This window comes from Mycobacterium bohemicum DSM 44277 (genome assembly GCF_001053185.1).
Classification (GTDB): Bacteria; Actinomycetota; Actinomycetes; order Mycobacteriales; family Mycobacteriaceae; genus Mycobacterium; species Mycobacterium bohemicum.
Window position 1 is genome coordinate 2,206,516 of record NZ_CSTD01000001.1, and the last position, 19,643, is coordinate 2,226,158.

At 71.5% G+C, this 19,643-nt stretch carries 12 protein-coding genes and 3 pseudogenes; 12 read left to right on the forward strand and 3 right to left on the reverse strand.

Annotated elements, in window-relative coordinates; genetic code table 11:
- From BN971_RS09945 to BN971_RS09985, 9 genes and pseudogenes are all read left to right on the forward strand, one after another.
- A partial coding sequence (locus tag BN971_RS09945; protein WP_249262713.1) for a thioesterase II family protein occupies positions 1-1,095 on the forward strand: 1,095 nt, incomplete at its 5' end.
- Positions 1,085-2,395 carry a beta-ketoacyl [acyl carrier protein] synthase domain-containing protein gene (locus BN971_RS09950; protein ID WP_085182937.1) on the forward strand — a complete coding sequence of 437 codons (1,311 nt, stop codon included), beginning with the start codon at positions 1,085-1,087 and terminating at the stop codon, positions 2,393-2,395. The genes BN971_RS09945 and BN971_RS09950, both read left to right, overlap by 11 nt.
- Positions 2,395-2,667 (forward strand): annotated as a pseudogene (locus tag BN971_RS24605) (KS-MAT linker domain-containing protein); the annotation flags it as partial. The gene BN971_RS09950 and the pseudogene BN971_RS24605, both read left to right, overlap by 1 nt.
- A gap of 145 nt (positions 2,668-2,812) precedes the next feature.
- Positions 2,813-7,883 (forward strand): annotated as a pseudogene (locus tag BN971_RS09960) (amino acid adenylation domain-containing protein).
- A gap of 44 nt (positions 7,884-7,927) precedes the next feature.
- Positions 7,928-12,232 (forward strand): non-ribosomal peptide synthetase, encoded by a 4,305-nt coding sequence (locus BN971_RS09965; protein ID WP_085183253.1) that lies wholly within the window; start codon positions 7,928-7,930, stop codon positions 12,230-12,232.
- Entirely contained in the window at positions 12,229-13,527 is a 1,299-nt protein-coding gene (mbtG, locus tag BN971_RS09970) for an NADPH-dependent L-lysine N(6)-monooxygenase MbtG (protein WP_085182935.1), read from the forward strand. The genes BN971_RS09965 and mbtG overlap by 4 nt, the downstream gene beginning before the upstream one ends.
- Positions 13,505-13,723 carry an MbtH family protein gene (locus BN971_RS09975; RefSeq protein ID WP_085182934.1) on the forward strand — a complete coding sequence of 73 codons (219 nt, stop codon included), beginning with the start codon at positions 13,505-13,507 and terminating at the stop codon, positions 13,721-13,723. Before mbtG ends, BN971_RS09975 begins: the two co-directional genes overlap by 23 nt.
- A gap of 137 nt (positions 13,724-13,860) precedes the next feature.
- Positions 13,861-14,328, forward strand: a complete 468-nt coding sequence (locus BN971_RS09980) for an MTB12 family secreted protein (RefSeq protein ID WP_085182933.1) — start codon at positions 13,861-13,863, stop codon at positions 14,326-14,328.
- A 119-nt stretch (positions 14,329-14,447) separates the two neighbouring features.
- Positions 14,448-14,966: an MTB12 family secreted protein gene (locus tag BN971_RS09985; RefSeq protein WP_372512107.1), complete on the forward strand. Its 519-nt coding sequence runs from the start codon at positions 14,448-14,450 to the stop codon at positions 14,964-14,966.
- Here BN971_RS09985 and BN971_RS09990 read toward each other — a convergent pair.
- From BN971_RS09990 to BN971_RS10000, 3 genes are all read right to left on the reverse strand, one after another.
- Positions 14,899-15,813, reverse strand: a complete 915-nt coding sequence (locus BN971_RS09990) for a sigma-70 family RNA polymerase sigma factor (protein ID WP_245837050.1) — start codon at positions 15,811-15,813, stop codon at positions 14,899-14,901. The two genes, BN971_RS09985 and BN971_RS09990, sit on opposite strands and share 68 nt — an antisense overlap.
- Before the next feature lie 2 nt (positions 15,814-15,815).
- On the reverse strand, positions 15,816-16,409 hold the full coding sequence (locus tag BN971_RS09995) for a carboxymuconolactone decarboxylase family protein (protein ID WP_085182930.1): 594 nt from the start codon (positions 16,407-16,409) through the stop codon (positions 15,816-15,818).
- Positions 16,410-16,501: 92 nt separating this feature from the next.
- Positions 16,502-16,813, reverse strand: a complete 312-nt coding sequence (locus tag BN971_RS10000) for a type II toxin-antitoxin system VapB family antitoxin (RefSeq protein ID WP_085182929.1) — start codon at positions 16,811-16,813, stop codon at positions 16,502-16,504.
- A 177-nt stretch (positions 16,814-16,990) separates the two neighbouring features.
- On the opposite strand from BN971_RS10000, the gene hrcA reads away from it, so the two are divergent.
- The 3 genes and pseudogenes from hrcA to BN971_RS10015 all read left to right on the forward strand — a co-directional run.
- Complete coding sequence (hrcA, locus tag BN971_RS10005; protein WP_085182928.1) at positions 16,991-18,022, forward strand: heat-inducible transcriptional repressor HrcA; 1,032 nt, start codon at positions 16,991-16,993, stop codon at positions 18,020-18,022.
- A 56-nt stretch (positions 18,023-18,078) separates the two neighbouring features.
- Positions 18,079-19,224 carry a molecular chaperone DnaJ gene (gene dnaJ / locus BN971_RS10010; protein ID WP_085182927.1) on the forward strand — a complete coding sequence of 382 codons (1,146 nt, stop codon included), beginning with the start codon at positions 18,079-18,081 and terminating at the stop codon, positions 19,222-19,224.
- 24 nt (positions 19,225-19,248) lie between these two features.
- A pseudogene (locus BN971_RS10015) lies at positions 19,249-19,461 on the forward strand (RNA methyltransferase PUA domain-containing protein); the annotation flags it as partial.
- Positions 19,462-19,643 lie beyond the last annotated feature (182 nt).

Below are 19,643 nucleotides of genomic sequence, written 5' to 3' on the forward strand. Positions count from 1 at the left end.
GGGGACACCGCGGCGCGGTACGAGGTGCCGCGAACGCAGCTGGAGCGGGCGCTGTGCCACATCGTCGCCGACCTGCTGAACCGCGACGCCGACACCGTGGGCGTGCACGACGACTTCTTCGCCCTCGGCGGAGATTCCGTGCTGGCGACGCAGGCCGTCGCCGGCATCCGGCGCTGGCTGGATTCCCCGAGCCTGATGGTCGCCGACGTCTTCGCCGCCAGGACGCCGGCCGGCCTGGCCCGCCTGCTCGCCGAACGGGAAACCGGCGCCGAGCGGCTGGAGGCGGTGGCCGACCTTTACCTGGAGATCGTCGACATGCCGGGGGCCGAGGTGATGTCCGCGCTCGAGAAGCCGACCAGGCGCGAGTTCCAGCCGTGGGTCAAGCGGTTCACCGGTGGCGATGCGCGGGGCTCGGTGATCGTGTTCCCGCACGCGGGCGGCGCCGCTGCGGCCTACCGCCCGCTGGCCAAGGCGCTGTCGGCCAACGAATTCGACGCCTTCCTGGTCCAGTACCCGCAGCGGGCCGACCGGCGGAACCACCCCGCCGCGGACAGCATCGAGGCCCTGGCCCTGGACCTTTTCGAGGCGGGCGACTGGGGGGGCGCGACCGCTCCGCTGAGCCTCTTCGGCCATTGCATGGGCGCGGTGGTGGCCTTCGAGTTCGCCCGGATCGCCGAACGCAACGGGGTCCCGGTGCGGGTGTTGTGGGCGTCGGCGGGCCACGCGCCCTCGTCGGTCGGTGCGGGCGGGCCGTTGCCCACCAGCGAAAGTGGGGTCTTGGCCGACATGGTCGACCTCGGTGGCACCGACCCGGCGCTGTTGGAGGATGAGGAGTTCGTCGAACTCCTGGTGCGGGCCGTGCAGGCCGACTACCGCGCCCTGAACGCCTATTCGTGCCGTCCGGACGTGCGCATCGACGCCGAAATCCACGCGCTCGGCGGCAGCGCCGACCACCGGATCACGCCCGAGATGCTGGGCGCCTGGGAAACTCACACGTCCGGCCGGTTCACCCAGTCGTCGTTCGGCGGCGGACACTTCTACCTCCACGATCACCTCGACGCGGTCGCCCGAATGGTGTGCGCCGATGTCCGATAGCGACCCGGTCGTCATCGTCGGGTTCGCCGTGGAGGCGCCCGGCGGCGTCGAAACCCCGGACGACTATTGGGAACTGCTGTCCGAGCAGCGGGAGGGCCTGGGGCCGTTTCCCACCGATCGCGGCTGGGCGCTTCGCGAGCTGTTCGACGGCTCGCGCCGCGACGGATTCAAACCCATCCATAACCTCGGCGGATTCCTCTCCACCGCAACGACATTCGACCCGGAGTTTTTTCGCATCTCGCCCCGGGAGGCGACGGCGATGGATCCCCAGCAGCGCGTCGCGCTGCGGCTGGCCTGGCGCAGCCTGGAGAACAGCGGGATCAACCCCGACGACCTCGCGGGTCACGACGTGGGCTGTTATGTCGGCGCCTCCGCGCTCGAATACGGGCCCGGCCTCTCCGAGTTCTCGCACCACAGCGGGCATTTGATCAGCGGGACGTCGCTCGGGGTGATCTCGGGGCGCATCGCCTACACGCTGGACCTGGCCGGGCCGGCCCTGACGATCGACACCTCCTGCTCGTCGTCGTTGACCGCGCTGCACACCGCGGTCGCGGCGATCGGTGCGGGCGACTGCGACCTCGCGCTGGCCGGTGGCGTCTGTGTGATGGGCACCCCGGGCTACTTCGTCGAGTTCTCCAAGCAGCACGCGCTCTCCGACGACGGCCACTGCCGGGCCTACAGCGCGCACGCGAGCGGGACCGTTTGGGCGGAGGGCGCGGCCATGTTCGTCCTGCAGCGCCGGTCCAGGGCGGCGGCCGACGGTCGTCGGGTGCTGGCCGAGGTCCGCGCCAGCTGCCTGAACTCCGACGGGCGCAGCAACGGGCTGACGGCGCCCAGCGGCGCGGCGCAGCTGCGCCTGTTCCGGCGGGCCATCGCCCGCGCCGGGGCCGAGCCCGTCGAGGTCGGGATGGTCGAAGGCCACGGAACCGGGACGCGGCTCGGCGACCGGACCGAACTGCTCGCCCTGGCCGCCAGTTACGGCATCGCGCCGGCGGGACGCGGACCGCTCCTGGGGTCGGTCAAGTCCAACGTCGGGCACGCACAGGCCGCGGCGGGCGGGCTGGGGCTGGCCAAGGTGCTGCTCTCGGCGCAACACGGCGCAATCCCGCCCACGTTGCACGTCGACGAGCCGAGCCGCGAAATCGACTGGGAAAGCCAGGGTTTGCGGCTGGCCGACAAGCTGACCCCGTGGCCGGCCGTCGACGGGCGGCGGATCGCGGCGGTGTCCGCGTTCGGGATGAGCGGCACCAACACCCATCTCATCGTCTCCATGCCCGACGACGTACACCGGGCCGCATGATGACCCCCACCCGACTGCCCGACGGGCGGACCGCGGTCGTGCTGAGCGCCCACGCCGACGACCTGCTCCGCGCGGACGCCCGGGCCATCGCCGACTACCTCGACCGCTTCCCCGAAACGACGGTGACCCAGGCGGCCCGCCAGCTGCACACGACGCGCCGGGTCCGCGGTCACCGCGCGGTCCTTCGTGCCGCCAACCGCCCGGAGTTGGTCGACGCGTTGCGCGCGCTGGCCGCCGGCCGCGAGCACCCGCTGCTCGCCGCCTCGGCACTCGACCTGCGCAAGCGCCTCAACCGGGTGATCGGCCGGACGGTGTCGTTGGCGACGCTGATGGGTGAGATCACCGGCGGCGAACTCATCGCACAACTCGAGGGTGCCGGCGAGCGCCCCCACCATGCACAGAAAGTGGACATCGCGCGTGACTGACATCGACACCGGCGCCCGGCTCGATGCCGCCCGACTGGAGCTGCTGCGTCGCCGGCTCGCCGAACGCGGGCTCTCCTCCGACGCCGAAAGACCCGACCCGGGCGCCGATGACGAACTCTCCGACGGCCAGGCCCGCATGTGGTTCGTGCAGGCGGCCGACCCCAGTGGCGCGCTGCTCAACGTCTGTGTCTCCTACCGGATCACCGGCGACGTCGATCTCGACCGGCTGCGCGAGGCCGTCGATGCCGTCGCGCGGCGCCACCGGGTGCTGCGCACCACCTACGCCGTCGGCGCGGAGGGCGACCCCAAGCCCGTGGTGCGCGACGATCTCCGCCCGGGATGGGCCCAACACGATCTGACCGACCTTCCCGAACCCGCGCGCCGGCTGCGGCTCGAGGTGCTGGCGCAACGCGAATTCTGCACGCCCTTCGACCTTTCCGCCGACGCGCCCCTGCGGATCACGGTCGCGCGCACGGCGCCCGAAGAGCACGTGCTGCTGCTGGTCGCCCACCACATCGCGTGGGACGACGGCTCGTGGCGGGTGTTCTTCGCCGACCTCACGAAGGCCTACCAGCGTGCCGACCTGGGGCCCGAACGCCGCCTGACGGCCCCGCCCGGGCCCGACACCGTCGACGCCGATCTCGACTACTGGCGGGCCGTCATGGCCGATCCGCCGGAACCGCTGGAGCTGCCCGGACCCGCCGGCACCGGCATGCCCGGCAGCTGGCGCGCGGCCCGCAGCGAGCTGCGGCTGCCCGGGGACACCGCCCACCGGGTGATGGCGGTGGCGCGCGACACCGGCTGCACCCCCTACATGGTGCTGCTTGCCGCGTTCGCGGCCCTGCTGCAGCGCTACACGCACAGCGACGACTTCCTCGTCGCCACGCCCGTGCTCAACCGCGGTGCCGGAACCGATGACACCATCGGGTATTTCGGCAACACCGTCGCGCTGCGGCTGCGACCGCACCCCGGCATGACGTTCCGGGAACTGCTCGCGTCGACGCGCGACGTCGCCACCGGGGCATTCGCGCACCAACGCGTCGGGCTCGATCGCGCGGTGCGCGAACTGAACCCGGATCGCCGGCACGGCGCCGAACGAATGACGCGGGTCAGCTTCGGCTTCCGCGAGCCCGACGGCGGCGGATTCCGCCCACCGGGCGTGACGTGCGAGCGCTACGACCTGCGCGGCAACCTCACCCAGCTGCCGCTGGGCTTCATGGTCGAATTCGACAGCGCCGGCGCCTTGGTCGAGGCCGAACACCTCCTGGACGTCCTCGAACCGGCCTTGGCGCGCCAGATGCTGGCCCACTTCGCCGTCCTGCTCGACGACGCCCTCGCCCGGCCCGAGGCGACGCTGGCGCGGCTGGCGCTGATGGACGACGCCGACACCGCTTGGCTGCGGGGGGTCTCGCGGGGCGAGCACTTCGACGCCGCCCCCGCGACGCTCGCCGACCTGGTGTCGGACCAGGCCGCGCGGACCCCGGACGCGATCGCCGTCGTCTACGAGGATCGCCAGTTCACCTATCGCGACATCGACGAGGCCGCAAACCGGTTGGCGCGCTGGCTCGCCGAACGCGGCGTGGGCGCCGAGGACCGGGTGGCCGTGCTGCTCGACAAGTCGCCGGATCTGGTCGTCACCGCGCTGGCGGTCGCCAAGGCCGGCGCCGTGTACGTGCCCGTGGACCCCACCTACCCGCAGGACCGGCTGGACTTCATCCTCGATGACTGCCAGGCGACACTGGTGCTGCGTGAGCCCGTGCGCGACCTGGCCGCCTACCACGCCGGCAACCTGACCGACGCCGACCGTGTCCGGCCGCTGCGCCCGGACAACACCGCGTACCTGATCTACACGTCGGGCACCACGGGTCAGCCGAAAGGCGTTGCGGTGCCGCACCGTCCGGTCGCGGAGTACTTCGTCTGGTTCAAGGGTGAGTACGGCGTCGACCACGCCGACCGGCTGCTGCAGGTCGCCTCACCGAGCTTCGACGTGTCGATCGCCGAGATCTTCGGCACCCTGGCCTGCGGGGCGCGGCTGGTGATCCCGCGGCCCGGCGGACTCGGCGACATCGGCTATCTCACCGGCCTTTTGCACGAACAGGCCATCACGGCAATGCATTTCGTGCCGTCGCTGCTCGGCTTGTTTCTGTCGCTGCCGGGTGTCAACCAGTGGCGGACGCTGCAGCGGGTGCCCATTGGCGGCGAACCGCTGCCCGGTGAGGTGGCCGACAAGTTCCGCGCCACCTTCGACGCGCTGCTGCACAATTTTTACGGCCCCACCGAAACCGTGATCAATGCGAGCCGGTACAAGGTGGAGGGCCCGCAGGGCACCCGCATCGTGCCGATCGGCCGGCCCAAGATCAACACCACCATGCACCTGCTCGACGACGCGCTGCAGCCGGTGCCGGTCGGGGTGATCGGCGAAATCTATCTCGGCGGAGGGCATCTGGCGCATGGCTACCATCGCCGCGCCGGGCTGACCGCCGAGCGGTTCGTCGCCGACCCGTTCAACCCCGGTGCCCGGATGTATCGCACCGGGGACCTCGCGCGCCGCAACGCCGACGGCGACGTCGAGTTCGTCGGGCGCGCCGACGAACAGGTCAAGATCCGCGGTTTCCGAATCGAACTCGGCGACGTCGCCGCGGCGATCGCAGTCGATCCGACGGTCGGGCAAGCCGTCGTGGTGGTCGGCGACCTGCCCCGGTTGGGCAAGAGCCTGGTCGGCTACGTCACGCCCGCGCGGGCCGCGGCGGACGATGTCGGCCCGGCCCCCGTTGGTCGCGTCGACATCGACCGGATCCGGGCGAGAGTGGCGGCGGCACTGCCGGAATACATGGTTCCCGCGGCCTACGTCGTGCTCGACGAGATACCGATCACCCCGCACGGCAAGATCGACCGCGCCGCCCTGCCGGTCCCCGAGGTCGTCTCCGGGGCCGAGTACCGCGAACCGGAAACGGCCGGCGAGCGCCGTATTGCCGGACTGTTCGCCCAGCTGCTGGGCCGCGACCGGGTCGGCGCCGACGACTCGTTCTTCGACCTCGGTGGGCACTCCCTGCTCGCGACCAAACTCGTCGCGGGAGTGCGCAACACCTTCGGCGTCGACATCGGGGTCCGGGAGATCTTCGAACTGGCCACCGTGGCCAGGATCGCCGAACACGTCGACACGGCGGATCCCGGCCCCGCACGACCGCGGTTGACGCCGGTCCGGCGCGACGGGGCGGCGCGGTTGTCGTCGTCGCAGCTGCGCAGCTGGTTCACCTATCGCTTCGACGGGCCGAGCTCCGCCAACAACATCCCGTTCACCGCGGAGCTGCGCGGCCCGTGTGACGCCGACGCGCTGGCGGCGGCCGTGTCCGACGTCGTGGCGCGGCACGAGATCCTGCGCACCACGTATCGCGAAATCGACGGCGTACCAAATCAAGTCGTTCACCCCGCCGGGACGGTGCCGGTGCGCCGCGCCGAGGGGCCGGACGGGGATTGGCTGCGGGCCGAACTCGATTCCGAGCGGCGGCACGTGTTCGACCTGGAGAACGACTGGCCCGTGCGGGCCGCGCTGCTGAGCGCGCCCGACCGCACCGTGCTGTCGCTGGTGGTGCACCACATCGCCGGCGACCATTGGTCGGCGGGAGTGCTGTTCACCGACCTGCTGAGCGCCTACCGCGCCCGCCGCGGCGGGCAACCGCCCTCGTGGGAACCGCTTCCCGTGCAGTACGCCGACTACGCCGAGTGGCAGGCGGCGCTGCTCGACGACGCCGCGGGCATCGCCGGACCGCAACGCGACTACTGGGGCCGCGATCCGCGCCCGGTTGACCGCCCTGAGCCGCGAACTCGGCATCACCGAGTTCATGCTGCTGCAGGCGGCCGTCGCGGTGGTGCTGCACGCGGCCGGGGGCGGCCCCGACATCCCCCTCGGCACGCCGGTGGCCGGGCGCGGCGAACCCGAACTCGATCGCCTGCTCGGGTTCTTCATCAACATCCTGGTGCTCCGCAACGACTTGCGCGGCGATCCGACGCTGCGCGAGGTGCTGCGGCGCACCAGGGCGATGGCCCTTGCGGCGTACGCACATCAGGACCTGCCGTTCGACCGGGTGGTGGACGCCGTCAGCCCCGCGCGGTCGCCGTCGCGAAATCCGCTGTTCGACGTGGTGGTCCACGTTCGCGAACAGTTGCCGCAGGGCCGCGTCGTCGACGGTGACACCACCTTCACCGCGCTGGAGCCGGACTTCGACGTCGCGCACGCGGACATGTCGGTGAACTTCTTCGCCTCCGACCCCGACGCCGGGGGCGGTTACCGGGGCCACGTCATCTACCGCCCCGAACTCTACAAACGCCAGACCGCGCGGCGGTTCGCCGACTGGCTGGTCCGGGTCGTCGAGGCGTTCGCACACCACCCGGACCAACACCTGCGGGAGCTCGAGATCGCCGGTCCCGGTGAACGGCAGCGCATCCTGGACCGCTCGGGCGCCACGCAGACCTACCTGCTGGACGCCGCGCTGAAGCCGGTGCCGGTCGGCGTCGTGGGCGACGTGTACTACGGCGGCGGCCCGGCCGAGATCGCCCGGCTGGCGGCTCCATCGCTGACCGCGGCCCGCTTCGTCGCCAATCCCTTTGCGGCGCAACCGGGGTCGCGCCTCTACCGCAGCGGTGAGCGCGGCGTCTGGGGCGACGATGGGCAACTGGAACTGCTCGAAGACGCGCAACCGGTCACGCCCCCGGCGCCCGCCGGCCGCCCCCGCGAAACCCCGATCACCGCCACCGAGCGCGCGCTGGCGGACATCCTGTCCGACGTTCTCGAGGCCGCGGAGGTGTCGCGCCACGACGACTTCTTCGACCTCGGCGGGGACAGCATCCTCGCGGTCCGGGTGGCCGCGCGGGCGCGCGACGCCGGACTGCCGCTGAACCCGCGCATGATCTTCGAGCACCCGGTGCTCGCCCAACTCGCCGCCGCGATCGAAGAGGGGACCCAAAGCCGGCTCACCCAAACGCATTACGCGCCGATGACCACATCGGGGCTGGCCGCCGACGAGCTGGCGAAACTCACCTCGTCCTGGGGTGACCGGTCGTGACACGCGCCGAGGAACGAGCCGCCGCCGCGGCCATCGAAGACGTGATGGCGCTGAGTCCCCTGCAACAGGGGTTGTTCTCGATGGCGGCGCTCACGGACGCCGAGGCCGGCGATGCCGCCGACCCCTACGTCATCGCGATGGCGGCCGACGTCTCCGGCCCGCTTGACGCCGACCTGTTGCGGGACTGCGCCGCGACGCTGCTCGCCCGCCACCCCAACCTTCGGGCCAGTTTCGTCCACGGTGACCTGAGCCGGCCGGTGCAGGTGATACCGACCGCCGTGCAGGTGCCCTGGCGGTGCGTGCGCGCGCTGCCGGAGGACGTCGAGGCGCTGGAAACGCACGAGCGCCGCCGCCGTTTCGACATGGGCCGCGGACCGCTGCTGCGCTTCCTGCTCATCGAGATGCCCGAACGGCGTTGGCGGCTGACCATCGTCGCCCATCACATCGTCATCGACGGATGGTCGCTGCCGCTGCTGGTCTCGGAGCTTCTCGCCCTGTACCGGGCGGCCGGTGACACCGCCGCCCTGCCGCCGCCGCCGCGGCCCTACCGCGACTACATCGGCTGGCTGGCCGACCGCGACCGGGACGACAGCCGGGCGCTGTGGGCCGAGCACCTGAACGGCATGGACGGTCCGACCCTGCTCTCGCCCGCGCTCACCGCCGCCCCGCCCGAGGCGGGCATCCCGCGCCGCACCGTGCTGCGCCTGGAACCCGAGGCCACGACGGCCCTGGCCCGCGCGGCCCGTGGCCGCGGGGTTACGCTCAACACCGTCATCCAATTAGCTTGGGCGGCAATTCTTTCCGGCATGACCGGTCGCAGCGACGTGGCGTTCGGCGTGACGGTGTCGGGCAGGCCCGGCGAACTGTCCGGCGTGGACACCATGGTCGGCATGTTCATCAACACCGTGCCGCTGCGGGTCCGGCTGGACCCCCGCGCGACGGTGGGCGCGCACTGCGTTGCCCTGCAACGCGAGTTCGCGGCGCTGCGCGACCACAGTTACCTCGGACATGCCGAGCTGCGCGCGATCGCCGGCATCGGCGAGATCTTCGACACCCTGCTGGTGTACGAGAACTTCCCTCCCGGCGCGGTGGTCGGCGCCAGCGAGTTCGTGGCCAACGGCGTCACGTTCCGCCCGGCGGCGCTGGAGAGCGTGTCGCATTTTCCGGTCACGATCGCCGCCCACCTGAGCGCGGGGGAGCTCACCGTTTTCGTCGAGGTGCTTGACGGGGCGCTGGGCGCGACGGCGCCCGAGGACCTCGGCGGGCGGCTGCTGGCGGTGGCGCGCCGGGTGGTCGACGCATGGGGCCGGCCGCTGCGCGAGCTCGACCTCCTGCTCGACCGCGAGCGGGACGCGCATCCGCGCACGCCACCGTCGCCGCCCACCTCGACGGTCGCGGTGCACAGCCGCTTCACGGAAGTGGCTTCGGCCCAACCCGATTCGGTCGCGGTCAGCTGGGCCGGCGGCCGGCTTACGTACCGCGAACTCGACGCGCTCGCCGACCGGGTCGCCGGGGCGCTGAGCCGGTCGGGCGTGGTGGGGGAGACGCCCGTGGCGATCATGCTGCCGCGTGGTCCCAACTACGTCGCCGCGATGCTCGGCGTGCTCAAGGCCGGCGGCACGATCGTGCCGCTCGACCCCGCGATGCCCGACGGGCGGGTCGCCGAGATCTTGCGCCAGACGTCGGCCCCGGTGATCCTCGACGAGGACTATTACTCGGATTGCGTTGCCGTACCGGCCGATTACCGGTCGGCCGACGTGCCGCCGGAGCACGCGGCCTACGCGGTCTTCACCTCCGGCACCACCGGCGCCCCCAAGGGCGTGATCGGCACCCACGCGGCGCTGTCGGCGTACATCGACGACCACATCGAGCGTGTCCTGCGGCCGGCCGCCGCGCGAGTCGGGCGACCGCTGCGCGTCGCGCACGCCTGGTCATTCACCTTCGACGCGGCGTGGCAGCCGCTGGCCGCAATGCTCGACGGTCACTCGGTGCACGTCGTCGACGCCGAGTGCCAGCGGGACGCCGAGGCGCTGGTCGAGGTCATCGATCGGTTCGGCCTGGACATGATCGACACCACGCCGTCGATGTTCGCCCAGCTGCGCGCCGCGGGCCTGCTGCAGCTGCCGCTGGCCGTCCTGGCGCTCGGCGGTGAGGCGCTGGGCGGCACGGCGTGGCGGGCGATCCAAGAACACTGCGCCGCAACCGCAATGGCGGCCTTCAACTGCTACGGCCCCACGGAGACCACCGTCGAGGCGGTCGTCGCCGCCGTCGACGAGTACCCGCGACTCTCCATCGGACGCCCGACCCGCGGCACCCGCGCCTACGTCCTGGACCCGTGGCTGAGACCGGTACCGGGCGGCGCGGCCGGCGAGTTGTACCTGGCCGGCGATCAACTGACCCGCGGCTACCTCGGGCGCCCCGGCGAGACCGCCGCGCGGTTCGTCGCCGACCCCCACGGCGGCGGCGGCCGGATGTATCGCACCGGGGACGTCGTGCGCCGGACGCCCGACGGCGCCCTGGAATTCCTCGGGCGCACCGACGATCAGCTGAAGGTCCGCGGTTTCCGTGTCGAGCCCGGTGAGATCGCCGCGGTGCTCACCGGCCACGACCGGGTGAGCGCCGCCCACGTGACCGCTCGCCGCCACGCGAGCGGCCCCCGGCTCACCGCGTATGTGGCGGGCGGCCCGAATCCGCCCCCCGCGGCCGAATTGCGTTCGATGCTGGCCGAGCGGCTGCCCCGCTACCTGGTGCCCCATCACATCGTGGTGCTCGACGAGCTGCCCCTGACCCGGCACGGCAAGATCGACGAAACCGCGCTGGCGGCAATCGATCTCGTCGAGCGCCCGGCCACCGCGCCGCAGACGCCGACCGAGGAGGCGCTGGCCGCGGCCGTCACCGACGTGCTGGGCGCCGCGGAGGTCGACGTCACGGCCGGTTTCCTGGAGATGGGCCTCGACAGCCTCGCGGCCCTGTCGGTCGTGCAGGCCGCCCGCCGCCACGGCATCCGGTTGCGGGCCCGGCTGCTGGCGCGGTGCGACACCATCCGCGAACTCGCCGCGGCGATCGACTCCGACGTCACGCCCCGGCGGCCCGCGACGCAGGACGACGGACCGATCCCGCTGCTGCCCAACGCCTATTGGCTCTACGAGCACGGCGACCCGCGCCGGCTGGCCCAGACCGAGGTCATCAGGCTGCCGGACACGATGACCCGCGACGGCCTCGAGGCGCTGCTGGGCGCGGTCGTCGACGGGCACGAGGTGCTGCGGTGCCGCCTGGACCGCGGGTCGATGACCCTCGTGCCGCAATCGCAGGGATGGGTTTTGACCGAGGCGTGGGGCAGCGGACCGCTCGCAAACGACGTCGCGGCGCACGTCGTCGAGGGGCTGGAGCGCCTGAATCCCGAGACCGGTCGACTGTTGTCGGCGGTATGGCTGCGCCGGCCCGACGGGCCCGGAGTGCTGCTGCTGACGGCCCACGTGCTGGCGATGGACCCGGCGTCCTGGCGCATCGTCCTCGGTGAGCTCGACGCCGGGCTGTACGCGCTTGCCGCCGGGCGCACCCCGACCGCGGCGCGCGAGCACACCACCTACCGGCAATGGGCGCGGCGGCTTACCGAGCGCGCCAGAACCGTTGATACCGAGCCTTTTTGGGCCGGTGAACTCGCGGGGGACGACCCGCCCCTCGGCGCCCGCAGGGTGAACCCGAACACCGACCGGGTGGGTGATCTCGCCATCAGTGTGGCGGCCTGCGGGGCCGACCTGACCGCCCGCTTGCTCTCCATGCGGCAACCCGTCGGCGACCTGCTGATCACCGCGACCGCGCGGACCGTGACCGAGTGGCGGCGGCGCCGAGGGCAGGACACCCCGGCACCGCTATTGGCGCTGGAGACCCACGGCCGCGACGTCGAGGCCATCGAAGAAGCGGCCGACACCGCCGACACGGTCGGGCTGCTCAGCGCGATCTACCCTGTGCGCGTCCACACCGACGGCCCTTCTGACCGCGCCCGAATCCCCGGCAGCCCAATCGACTACGGCCTGCTGCGGTACCTGCGGCCCGATGCCCGGCTGGCCGAGTACCCCGAACCCCAACTGCTGCTGAACTACCTCGGCGGCGTCCACACCGGCGTCGGGACGCTGACGCTCGACCGCGAACTGATGGCCGAGGTGGGTCCGGTGCCCGAACCCGGCCAGGCGGTGCGCCACGAGCTCACCCTGCTGGCCGGAATCCTGGGGACCGAGGACCGGATGCTGGTCACGCAGTGGCGTGCGCTGCCCGACATCCTGGGTCACACGGATATCGCTGCGTTGCAGGAGATCTGGATCGAATCGCTGACGGAGTTGGTGAGATGAGCACATTGGCGATCCTGGGAGCCGGGGCGAAGGCGGTGGCCGTGGCCGCGAAGGCAAAGGCCCTGCGGGACATGGGGGTGCAGGTGCCCGAGGTGATCGCGATCGAGCGGACCGCCGTCGGGGCGAACTGGCAGGCCAGTGGTGGCTGGACCGACGGGGCGCATCGGCTGGGCACCAGCCCGGAGAAGGACGTCGGATTTCCCTACCGGTCGACGCTGGTCGCGCGCCGCAACGCCGAACTCGACGAACGGATGACCCGCTACAGCTGGCAGTCGTACCTCATCGCCACGGCGTCGTTCGCCGAATGGATCGACCGCGGCAGACCGGCACCCACCCATCGCCGGTGGAGCCAATACCTGGCGTGGGTGGCCGACCACGTCGGTCTGGACGTGGTGCACGGCGAGGTCGACGAGCTGGCCGTCGCCGGCGACCGCTGGGCGGTGCGCACCCACGAAACCACCGTGCACGCCGACGCGCTGATGATCACCGGGCCGGGCCAGGCGGAGAAGTCGCTGCTGCCCGGCAATCCGCGGGTGCTGTCCATCGCGCAGTTCTGGGATCGCGCCGCGGGCCATGACCGGATCACCGCCGAGCGGGTCGCGGTGATCGGCGGGGGAGAGACGGCCGCGTCGATGCTCAACGAGCTGTTCCGGCATCGGGTTTCGACCATCACCGTCATCTCCCCACAGGTGACGCTGTTCACCCGCGGCGAGGGCTTCTTCGAGAACTCCCTGTTCTCCGACCCCACCGATTGGGGGGCGTTGACGATTGACGAGCGGCGCGACGCGCTGGCGCGGACCGACCGCGGCGTTTTCTCGGCGAGCGTGCAGGAGGCGCTGCTGTCCGACGACCGCATCCACCACCTGCGTGGCCGGGTGGCCCACGCCGTGGCCCGGCAGGGACAGATCCGCTTGACCCTGTCGACCAATCGCGGTGCGGAGCACGTCGAAACCGTGCGCGGCTTCGACCTCGTCATCGACGGTTCGGGCGCCGACCCGCTGTGGTTCACGTCGTTGTTCCGCGGGGACGCCCTCGACCTGCTCGAGCTGGCGCTGGGCCGGCCGCTCGACGCCGACAGCCTGCAGGAAGCCATCGGCTACGACCTGTCCGTCGCAGACCTCACGCCAAAGCTGTTCCTGCCCAACCTGTCCGGGCTCACGCAAGGCCCCGGCTTCCCCAACCTGAGCTGCCTCGGGCTGTTGTCGGACCGGGTGTTGGGCGCGACGGTTGCCGCGGCGGGCCCCGCCAAACACGACACGACAAGGAGACGCGATGAGCACCAACCCCTTCGATGACGACACCGGCGTGTTCCTGGTGCTGGTGAACGACGAGGAGCAGCACAGCCTGTGGCCGGCCATCGCCGACGTCCCGGCCGGCTGGCGGGTGGCGTACGGCGAGCAGAGCCGCGACCGCTGCCTGGAGTACATCGAGCGCCACTGGACCGACATGCGTCCGAAGACCCTGCGCGAGGCGATGGCCGGCGCCGACTGAACGCGGCGTGTCGCAACCGTGACCCACCCGAGACCCGCAACCGCGGGCGCACCCGGCAGAATTGTGCTTCTCGACACCGTGGGCGATTGGGGACCGCCGGTCACCGGGTCCATGCGAATCGGAGGGGGAAGCTTTTCATGCGAATAACAGCCGCCGCCACCACAGTGGCGGCCCTCGGCATTGTCGGTCCCGCGGCCACGGGCCTGGTGCCCGCGGCGGGCGCCGCGCCGTTCGCGCAGGACCCACCGCCGGCCCCGGGCCTGCCGACGGCCGACCAGTTGTCCAGCCTGTGCAACCAGGTCACCGATCCGGGCGTGTCGTACACGACCAAGACGAGCCTGGTCCAGAACGGCATCTCACCGGACGAGGGCCATCTCGCCGATCACGACCTGCGCAAGGCTTACCGCGACGGCAAGTTTCCGGAGACGTTCGCCGTGACGAACATCGCGCCGGCCGGGCCCGATGCGGCCCAGGCCGACGTCGCCATCTCCGGTCCGAAGTTTGCCGGGCCGGTCACCAAACACCTATTTTTCGTCAACCAGGACGGCAACTGGATCCTGCAGCACGACGCGGCGATCGCCCTCTTGCAGGCGGCGACGGCGTAGCCGGTCCGCTGGGCCGGCACACAGCGGCGGCACAGACTTCTCTGTGCGGGTGCATAGCGGCCGGCCGTAGCGTCACCGCACGCGCAGCAACCAAACCAGGGGAGGACCCGACCATGCGAGTGACCATGAGATCCATTGCGACGAGCGCTGCGGCCACGGTGGCAATCGGTGCGGCGGCCGTCGCCGTGACGTCCGTCGCGGCGGCCCCGACGGGCGAGCCGGCCCGGGTGCAGCTGTCGGCGCTCGGCGCGCCACTGCCGCAGGACCCGCCGCCGGCGCCCGCCCCCGCCGCCGGAGTCCCGACCGCGCCGCAGCTGACCGGCATCCTGACCGGCCTGGCCGATCCAAACGTGCCGTTCGCCAACAAGAGCAACCTCGTCGAAGGCGGCATCGGCGGGATGGAAGCGCACGTCGCGGACAAGAAGCTGAAGAAGGCGGACAAGAACGGCGACCTGCCGCTGGCGTTCACCGTCACCAACATCCAACCGGCCGCCGGCGGTTCGGCCACGGCGGACGTCGCCGTCTCGGGCCCCAAGATCCCGAGCCCGATCACCCAGAATGTCACTTTCGTCAACCAGGGCGGCTGGGTGCTGTCCCGGGCTTCGGCGATGGAGCTGCTGCAGGCTGCCGGTCAGTGACCCGGGCGACGCGCTCGGGGTCGGCCAGTACGTCGATGGCCGCGATCCGCCCGCCGCGCACCAGGAAGGCCATGATCGCCGTGGGTCGCCCCGCGACGGCGATGACGGCTCCGGCGGTTCCGTTGACGGTGGCCGCGCGCACCTCCCGCTCGGGGGCGGCGTAGCCGCGGGCCAGCTTGGCCACCGTGGCGGCGCCGTCGGCGCGGAACGCGGGGGCGTGGGGGCCGAAGTCCCCGCGCAACACCACGTCGGGGTGCAACACGGACACCAGCCGGTCGAAGTCGCCGGAGCGGCCCGCCGCGAAGAAGGCGTCGACGGCGTCGCGCTGGGCACCAAGGTCCCCGTCGGGGACCGGGTGCGCCTCCGCGATGCGCCGGCGCGCCCGGCTGGCCAGCTTGCGGGTCGCCTCCGGCGTCCGCTCGACGATGGGTGCGATCCGGTCGAACGGGACTGCGAACACGTCGTGCAGCACGAACGCCAGCCGTTCGGCCGGCGGCAGCGTGTCCAGCACCACGAACAGTGCCAGCCCCACCGCGTCCGCCAGTAGCGCCCGGTGCTCGGGGTCGCTCTCGCCGTCGGCGTCGACGATCGGGTCCGGCAGCCGCGCGACCAGCTCCTCGCGGCCGCGGGCGTGGCGGTCGCGCAGCGCGTTGAGGCAGATGCGCGCCACCACGGTCGTCAGCCACGCATCGAGGTTGGCGATCGTCTCGCCGGTGTCCGCGCTCAGGCGCAACCACGCCTCCTGCACGGCATCCTGGGCGTCGTCGACCGAGCCCAGCATGCGGTAGGCCAGCGCGCCGAGCCGCGGGCGGGCCGCCTCGAATCGTTCCGTCAGCGACGCGTCCACGGCTACGTGCCGCGATCCGGCAGCGCGCACACCCGGTCGCCACAAAAGCCGGACGACCCGATGCCGAGCGCGACGTTGAAGCGGGCCCGCAGATTGCCCAGCGTGATGACGTGGGTGAGGCCCACGAGCTGGGCGGTGTCGAAGTGCGCGCGCAACGCGTCGAAGAGCCGGTCGGGCACCTCGACCGGCGTGCGGCTGACCGCCGTCGCGTAGTCCAGGATCAGCTTGTCGGCCGGCGAGAAGCAGGAGGCGTTGCGGTAGTCGGCGAGCGCCAGCAGCTCCTCGTCGGTGATGCCCCACTGGCGGGCGATCTGCGAACCGAGGTCGATGCAGTACTCACAGCGCACGGTCGTCGCCGACTTCAGCTCGGCCAGCGCGCGCTGGCGGGGACTGAGGACGTCAAGCTTCGACTCGGCTTGCTCCAACCTGCCGTAGGCGTTGAGCAACCGCGGGATGTGCGCGTACAGCCGCAGGGGCTCGAGCATCCGCGCCGTTTCCAGCCCGGCCATCCGGGCCAGCTTGCGTCGGGTGAAGAAGAACGCGAGCCGGGCGCCGAGGCCGGCTTCGCGGTCGGAGACTCCCTGCAGCCGGGACATGGCGGCCCTCCTGGATCGTGCGCGTGGAACTCGGTCTCACTACCTCGACACCCGCCGGGGCGAAAACGTGACCGGGGCACCCGCACTCGCCACTACCTGTGGCTCACCGGCATATCCATGTCGAACACGCGGGCGTGCAGCACGGTGCGATTCCGCAAGGCCGCGCGCACCGCGCGGTGCAGGCCGTCCTCCAGATAGGTGATGCCCTTCCACTTCACGGCGTGCGGAAAGAGGTCGCCGTAAAAGGTGGAGTCCTCCGAGAGCAGGCGGTCGAGCGCGAGCACGGTCGTCGTCGTCACCAATTCGTCGAGCCGGATCTGCTGCGGCGGAATCTGCGACCAATCCCGATACGACAGACCGTGCTCGGGATACGGTTTGCCGTCGCGCACGCCCTTGAAGATCATCGGCGGGTCTTCCCCGCCGCGTCGCCTCGGCCCGAGCCGTTCATGCAGGACAGGCTAGCCGGATTTGGTTTTCCCAGCGATTGATAGTTTCCGCGCGCGGCTCGCTGATTGGCGGTCGGCACGTCCCGACACCGTAAAATGAACGCGGTCAACACGGTATCGAGGAGGTGACAACCAGTGGGTAGTGCAGACGATCGTCGTTTCGAGGTATTGCGCGCCATCGTCGCCGACTTCGTGGCCACCCAGGAGCCGATCGGATCGAAGAGCCTCGTGGAGCGCCACAACCTGGGTGTGTCCTCCGCGACCGTCCGCAACGACATGGCGGTGCTCGAGGCCGAGGGCTACATCACCCAGCCGCACACCAGCTCCGGGCGGGTGCCCACCGAGAAGGGTTACCGCGAATTCGTCGACCGGCTCGCCGACGTCAAGCCGCTGTCGGCCGCCGAGCGACGCGCGATCCAGGGTTTCCTCGAGTCCGGCGTCGATCTCGACGACGTGCTGCGCCGCGCGGTCCGGCTGCTGGCCCAGCTGACCCGCCAGGTGGCGGTGGTGCAGTACCCGACCCTGACCGCGTCCACCGTGTGCCACCTCGAAGTGATCGCGCTGACCCCCGCCCGGCTGCTGATGGTCGTCATCACCGACTCCGGCCGGGTGGACCAGCGCATCGTCGAACTCGGCGACGTGATCGACGACCATCAGCTGTCCCAGTTGCGCGAGATGCTGGGCCAGGCGCTGGTGGGCAAGAAGCTCCCGGCGGCGTCGGTCGCGGTGGCCGACCTCGCGGGCCAGCTGCGCAGCCCGGACGGGTTGGGCGACGCCGTCGGCCGCTCGGCGACCGTGCTGCTCGAGTCGCTGGTCGAACACACCGAGGAGCGCCTGCTGATGGGCGGCACCGCCAACCTGACCCGCAACGCCGCCGACTTCGGCGGTTCGCTGCGCTCGATCCTCGAGGCCCTCGAGGAGCAGGTCGTGGTGCTGCGGTTGCTGGCGGCCCAGCAGGAGGCCGGCAAGGTGACGGTGCGCATCGGGCACGAGACGGCCGTCGAGGAGATGGCCGGCACCGCGATGGTGACCACCGCCTACGGCACGTCGGATACCGTGTACGGCGGCATGGGTGTGCTGGGGCCCACCCGAATGGATTATCCGGGAACTATTGCCAGCGTCGCGGCGGTTGCTCTCTATATCGGCGAAGTCCTGGGTGCCCGGTGAATGGGCACCCACACAATGCTTAGGCGCGATCACCCCCAGTCATAGGAGAGTCAAGCGTGGCACGCGATTACTACGGGCTGCTCGGCGTGAGCAGGAACGCCAGCGACGCGGAGATCAAGCGCGCCTACCGCAAGCTGGCCCGCGAGTTGCACCCCGACGTCAACCCCGACGAGGCGGCGCAGGCGAAGTTCAAGGAGATCAGCGCGGTCTACGAGGTGCTCAGCGACCCCGAGAAGCGCCGCATCGTGGACATGGGCGGCGACCCGCTGGAGAACGCCGCCACGGCGGGGGCCGGGTTCAGTGGATTCGGCAATTTGGGCGACGTGTTCGAGGCGTTCTTCGGCGGGGGCTTCGGCCAGGGCTCAACCGGACGCGGCCCGATCGGGCGCGTGCGGCCGGGTTCGGACTCGCTGCTGCGGATGCGGCTCGACCTCGAAGAGTGCGCGACCGGCGTGACCAAGCAGGTCACCGTCGACACCGCCGTCCTGTGCGACCGGTGCCAGGGCAAGGGCACCAACGGCGACTCTGCGCCCATTCCGTGCGACACCTGCGGCGGTCGCGGCGAGGTGCAGACCGTGCAGCGCTCGCTGCTGGGCCAGATGGTGACGTCGCGGCCGTGCCCGACCTGCCGCGGCGTCGGCGTCGTCATCCCCGACCCCTGCCACCAGTGCATGGGCGACGGCCGGGTGCGCGCCCGCCGCGAGATCAGCGTCAAGATCCCGGCCGGCGTCGCCGAGGGCATGCGGGTCCGCCTCGCGGCCCAGGGCGAGGTGGGCCCCGGCGGCGGACCCGCCGGCGACCTGTACGTCGAGGTCCACGAGCAGCCCCACGACATCTTCGTCCGCGAGGGTGACGACCTGCACTGCACGGTCTCGGTGCCGATGTGGGACGCGGCGCTGGGCGCCACGGTCAACATCGACGCCATCCTGGACGGCATGAGCGAGATCACCATCCCGGCCGGCACGCAGCCGGGGGCGGTGATCACCCTGCGCGGCCACGGAATGCCGCACCTGCGGTCCGGGGTGCGCGGCAATCTGCACGTGCACGTCGAGGTGTTGGTCCCCACCCGGCTCGACCACCATGACGCCGAGCTGCTGCGCGAGCTGAAAAGCCGCCGCGGCCGCGACGTTCCCGAGGTCCAGTCCTCGCACGGCGGCGGCGGGCTGTTCAGCCGGCTGCGCGAGACGTTCACCGGGCGCTGAGCCCGACGCGTCCGGGCCGCGCACATGGTGGCGACGCTGTTCTACGTCGACGCGCTCCCCGACGCCGGCGAGCTGGCGGTCGTCGACGGCGACGAGGGGTTTCACGCCGCGACCGTGCGCCGGATCCGCGTCGGTGAGCAACTGGTGCTCGGCGACGGCGCGGGCGCCCTGGCGCAGTGCCGGGTCGAGCACGCCGGGCGCGACGGGCTGCGCGCCCGGGTCTCGGCGCGCTGGGCGTGCTCACGCCGCGGTGGGAGCGACGCGCCGATGCGTGAAAACGCCGACGCGACACGCCGGTGATCCGTCGCCGGATTCACAATCGACGGCGGGCGAACCTTGGGACAGGCTCCTGACCAGCGGTAGACTGGCGGTTCAGGATTTCCCCACGTTGAACTCCAGAAGGCAGGCATCGAAAACCA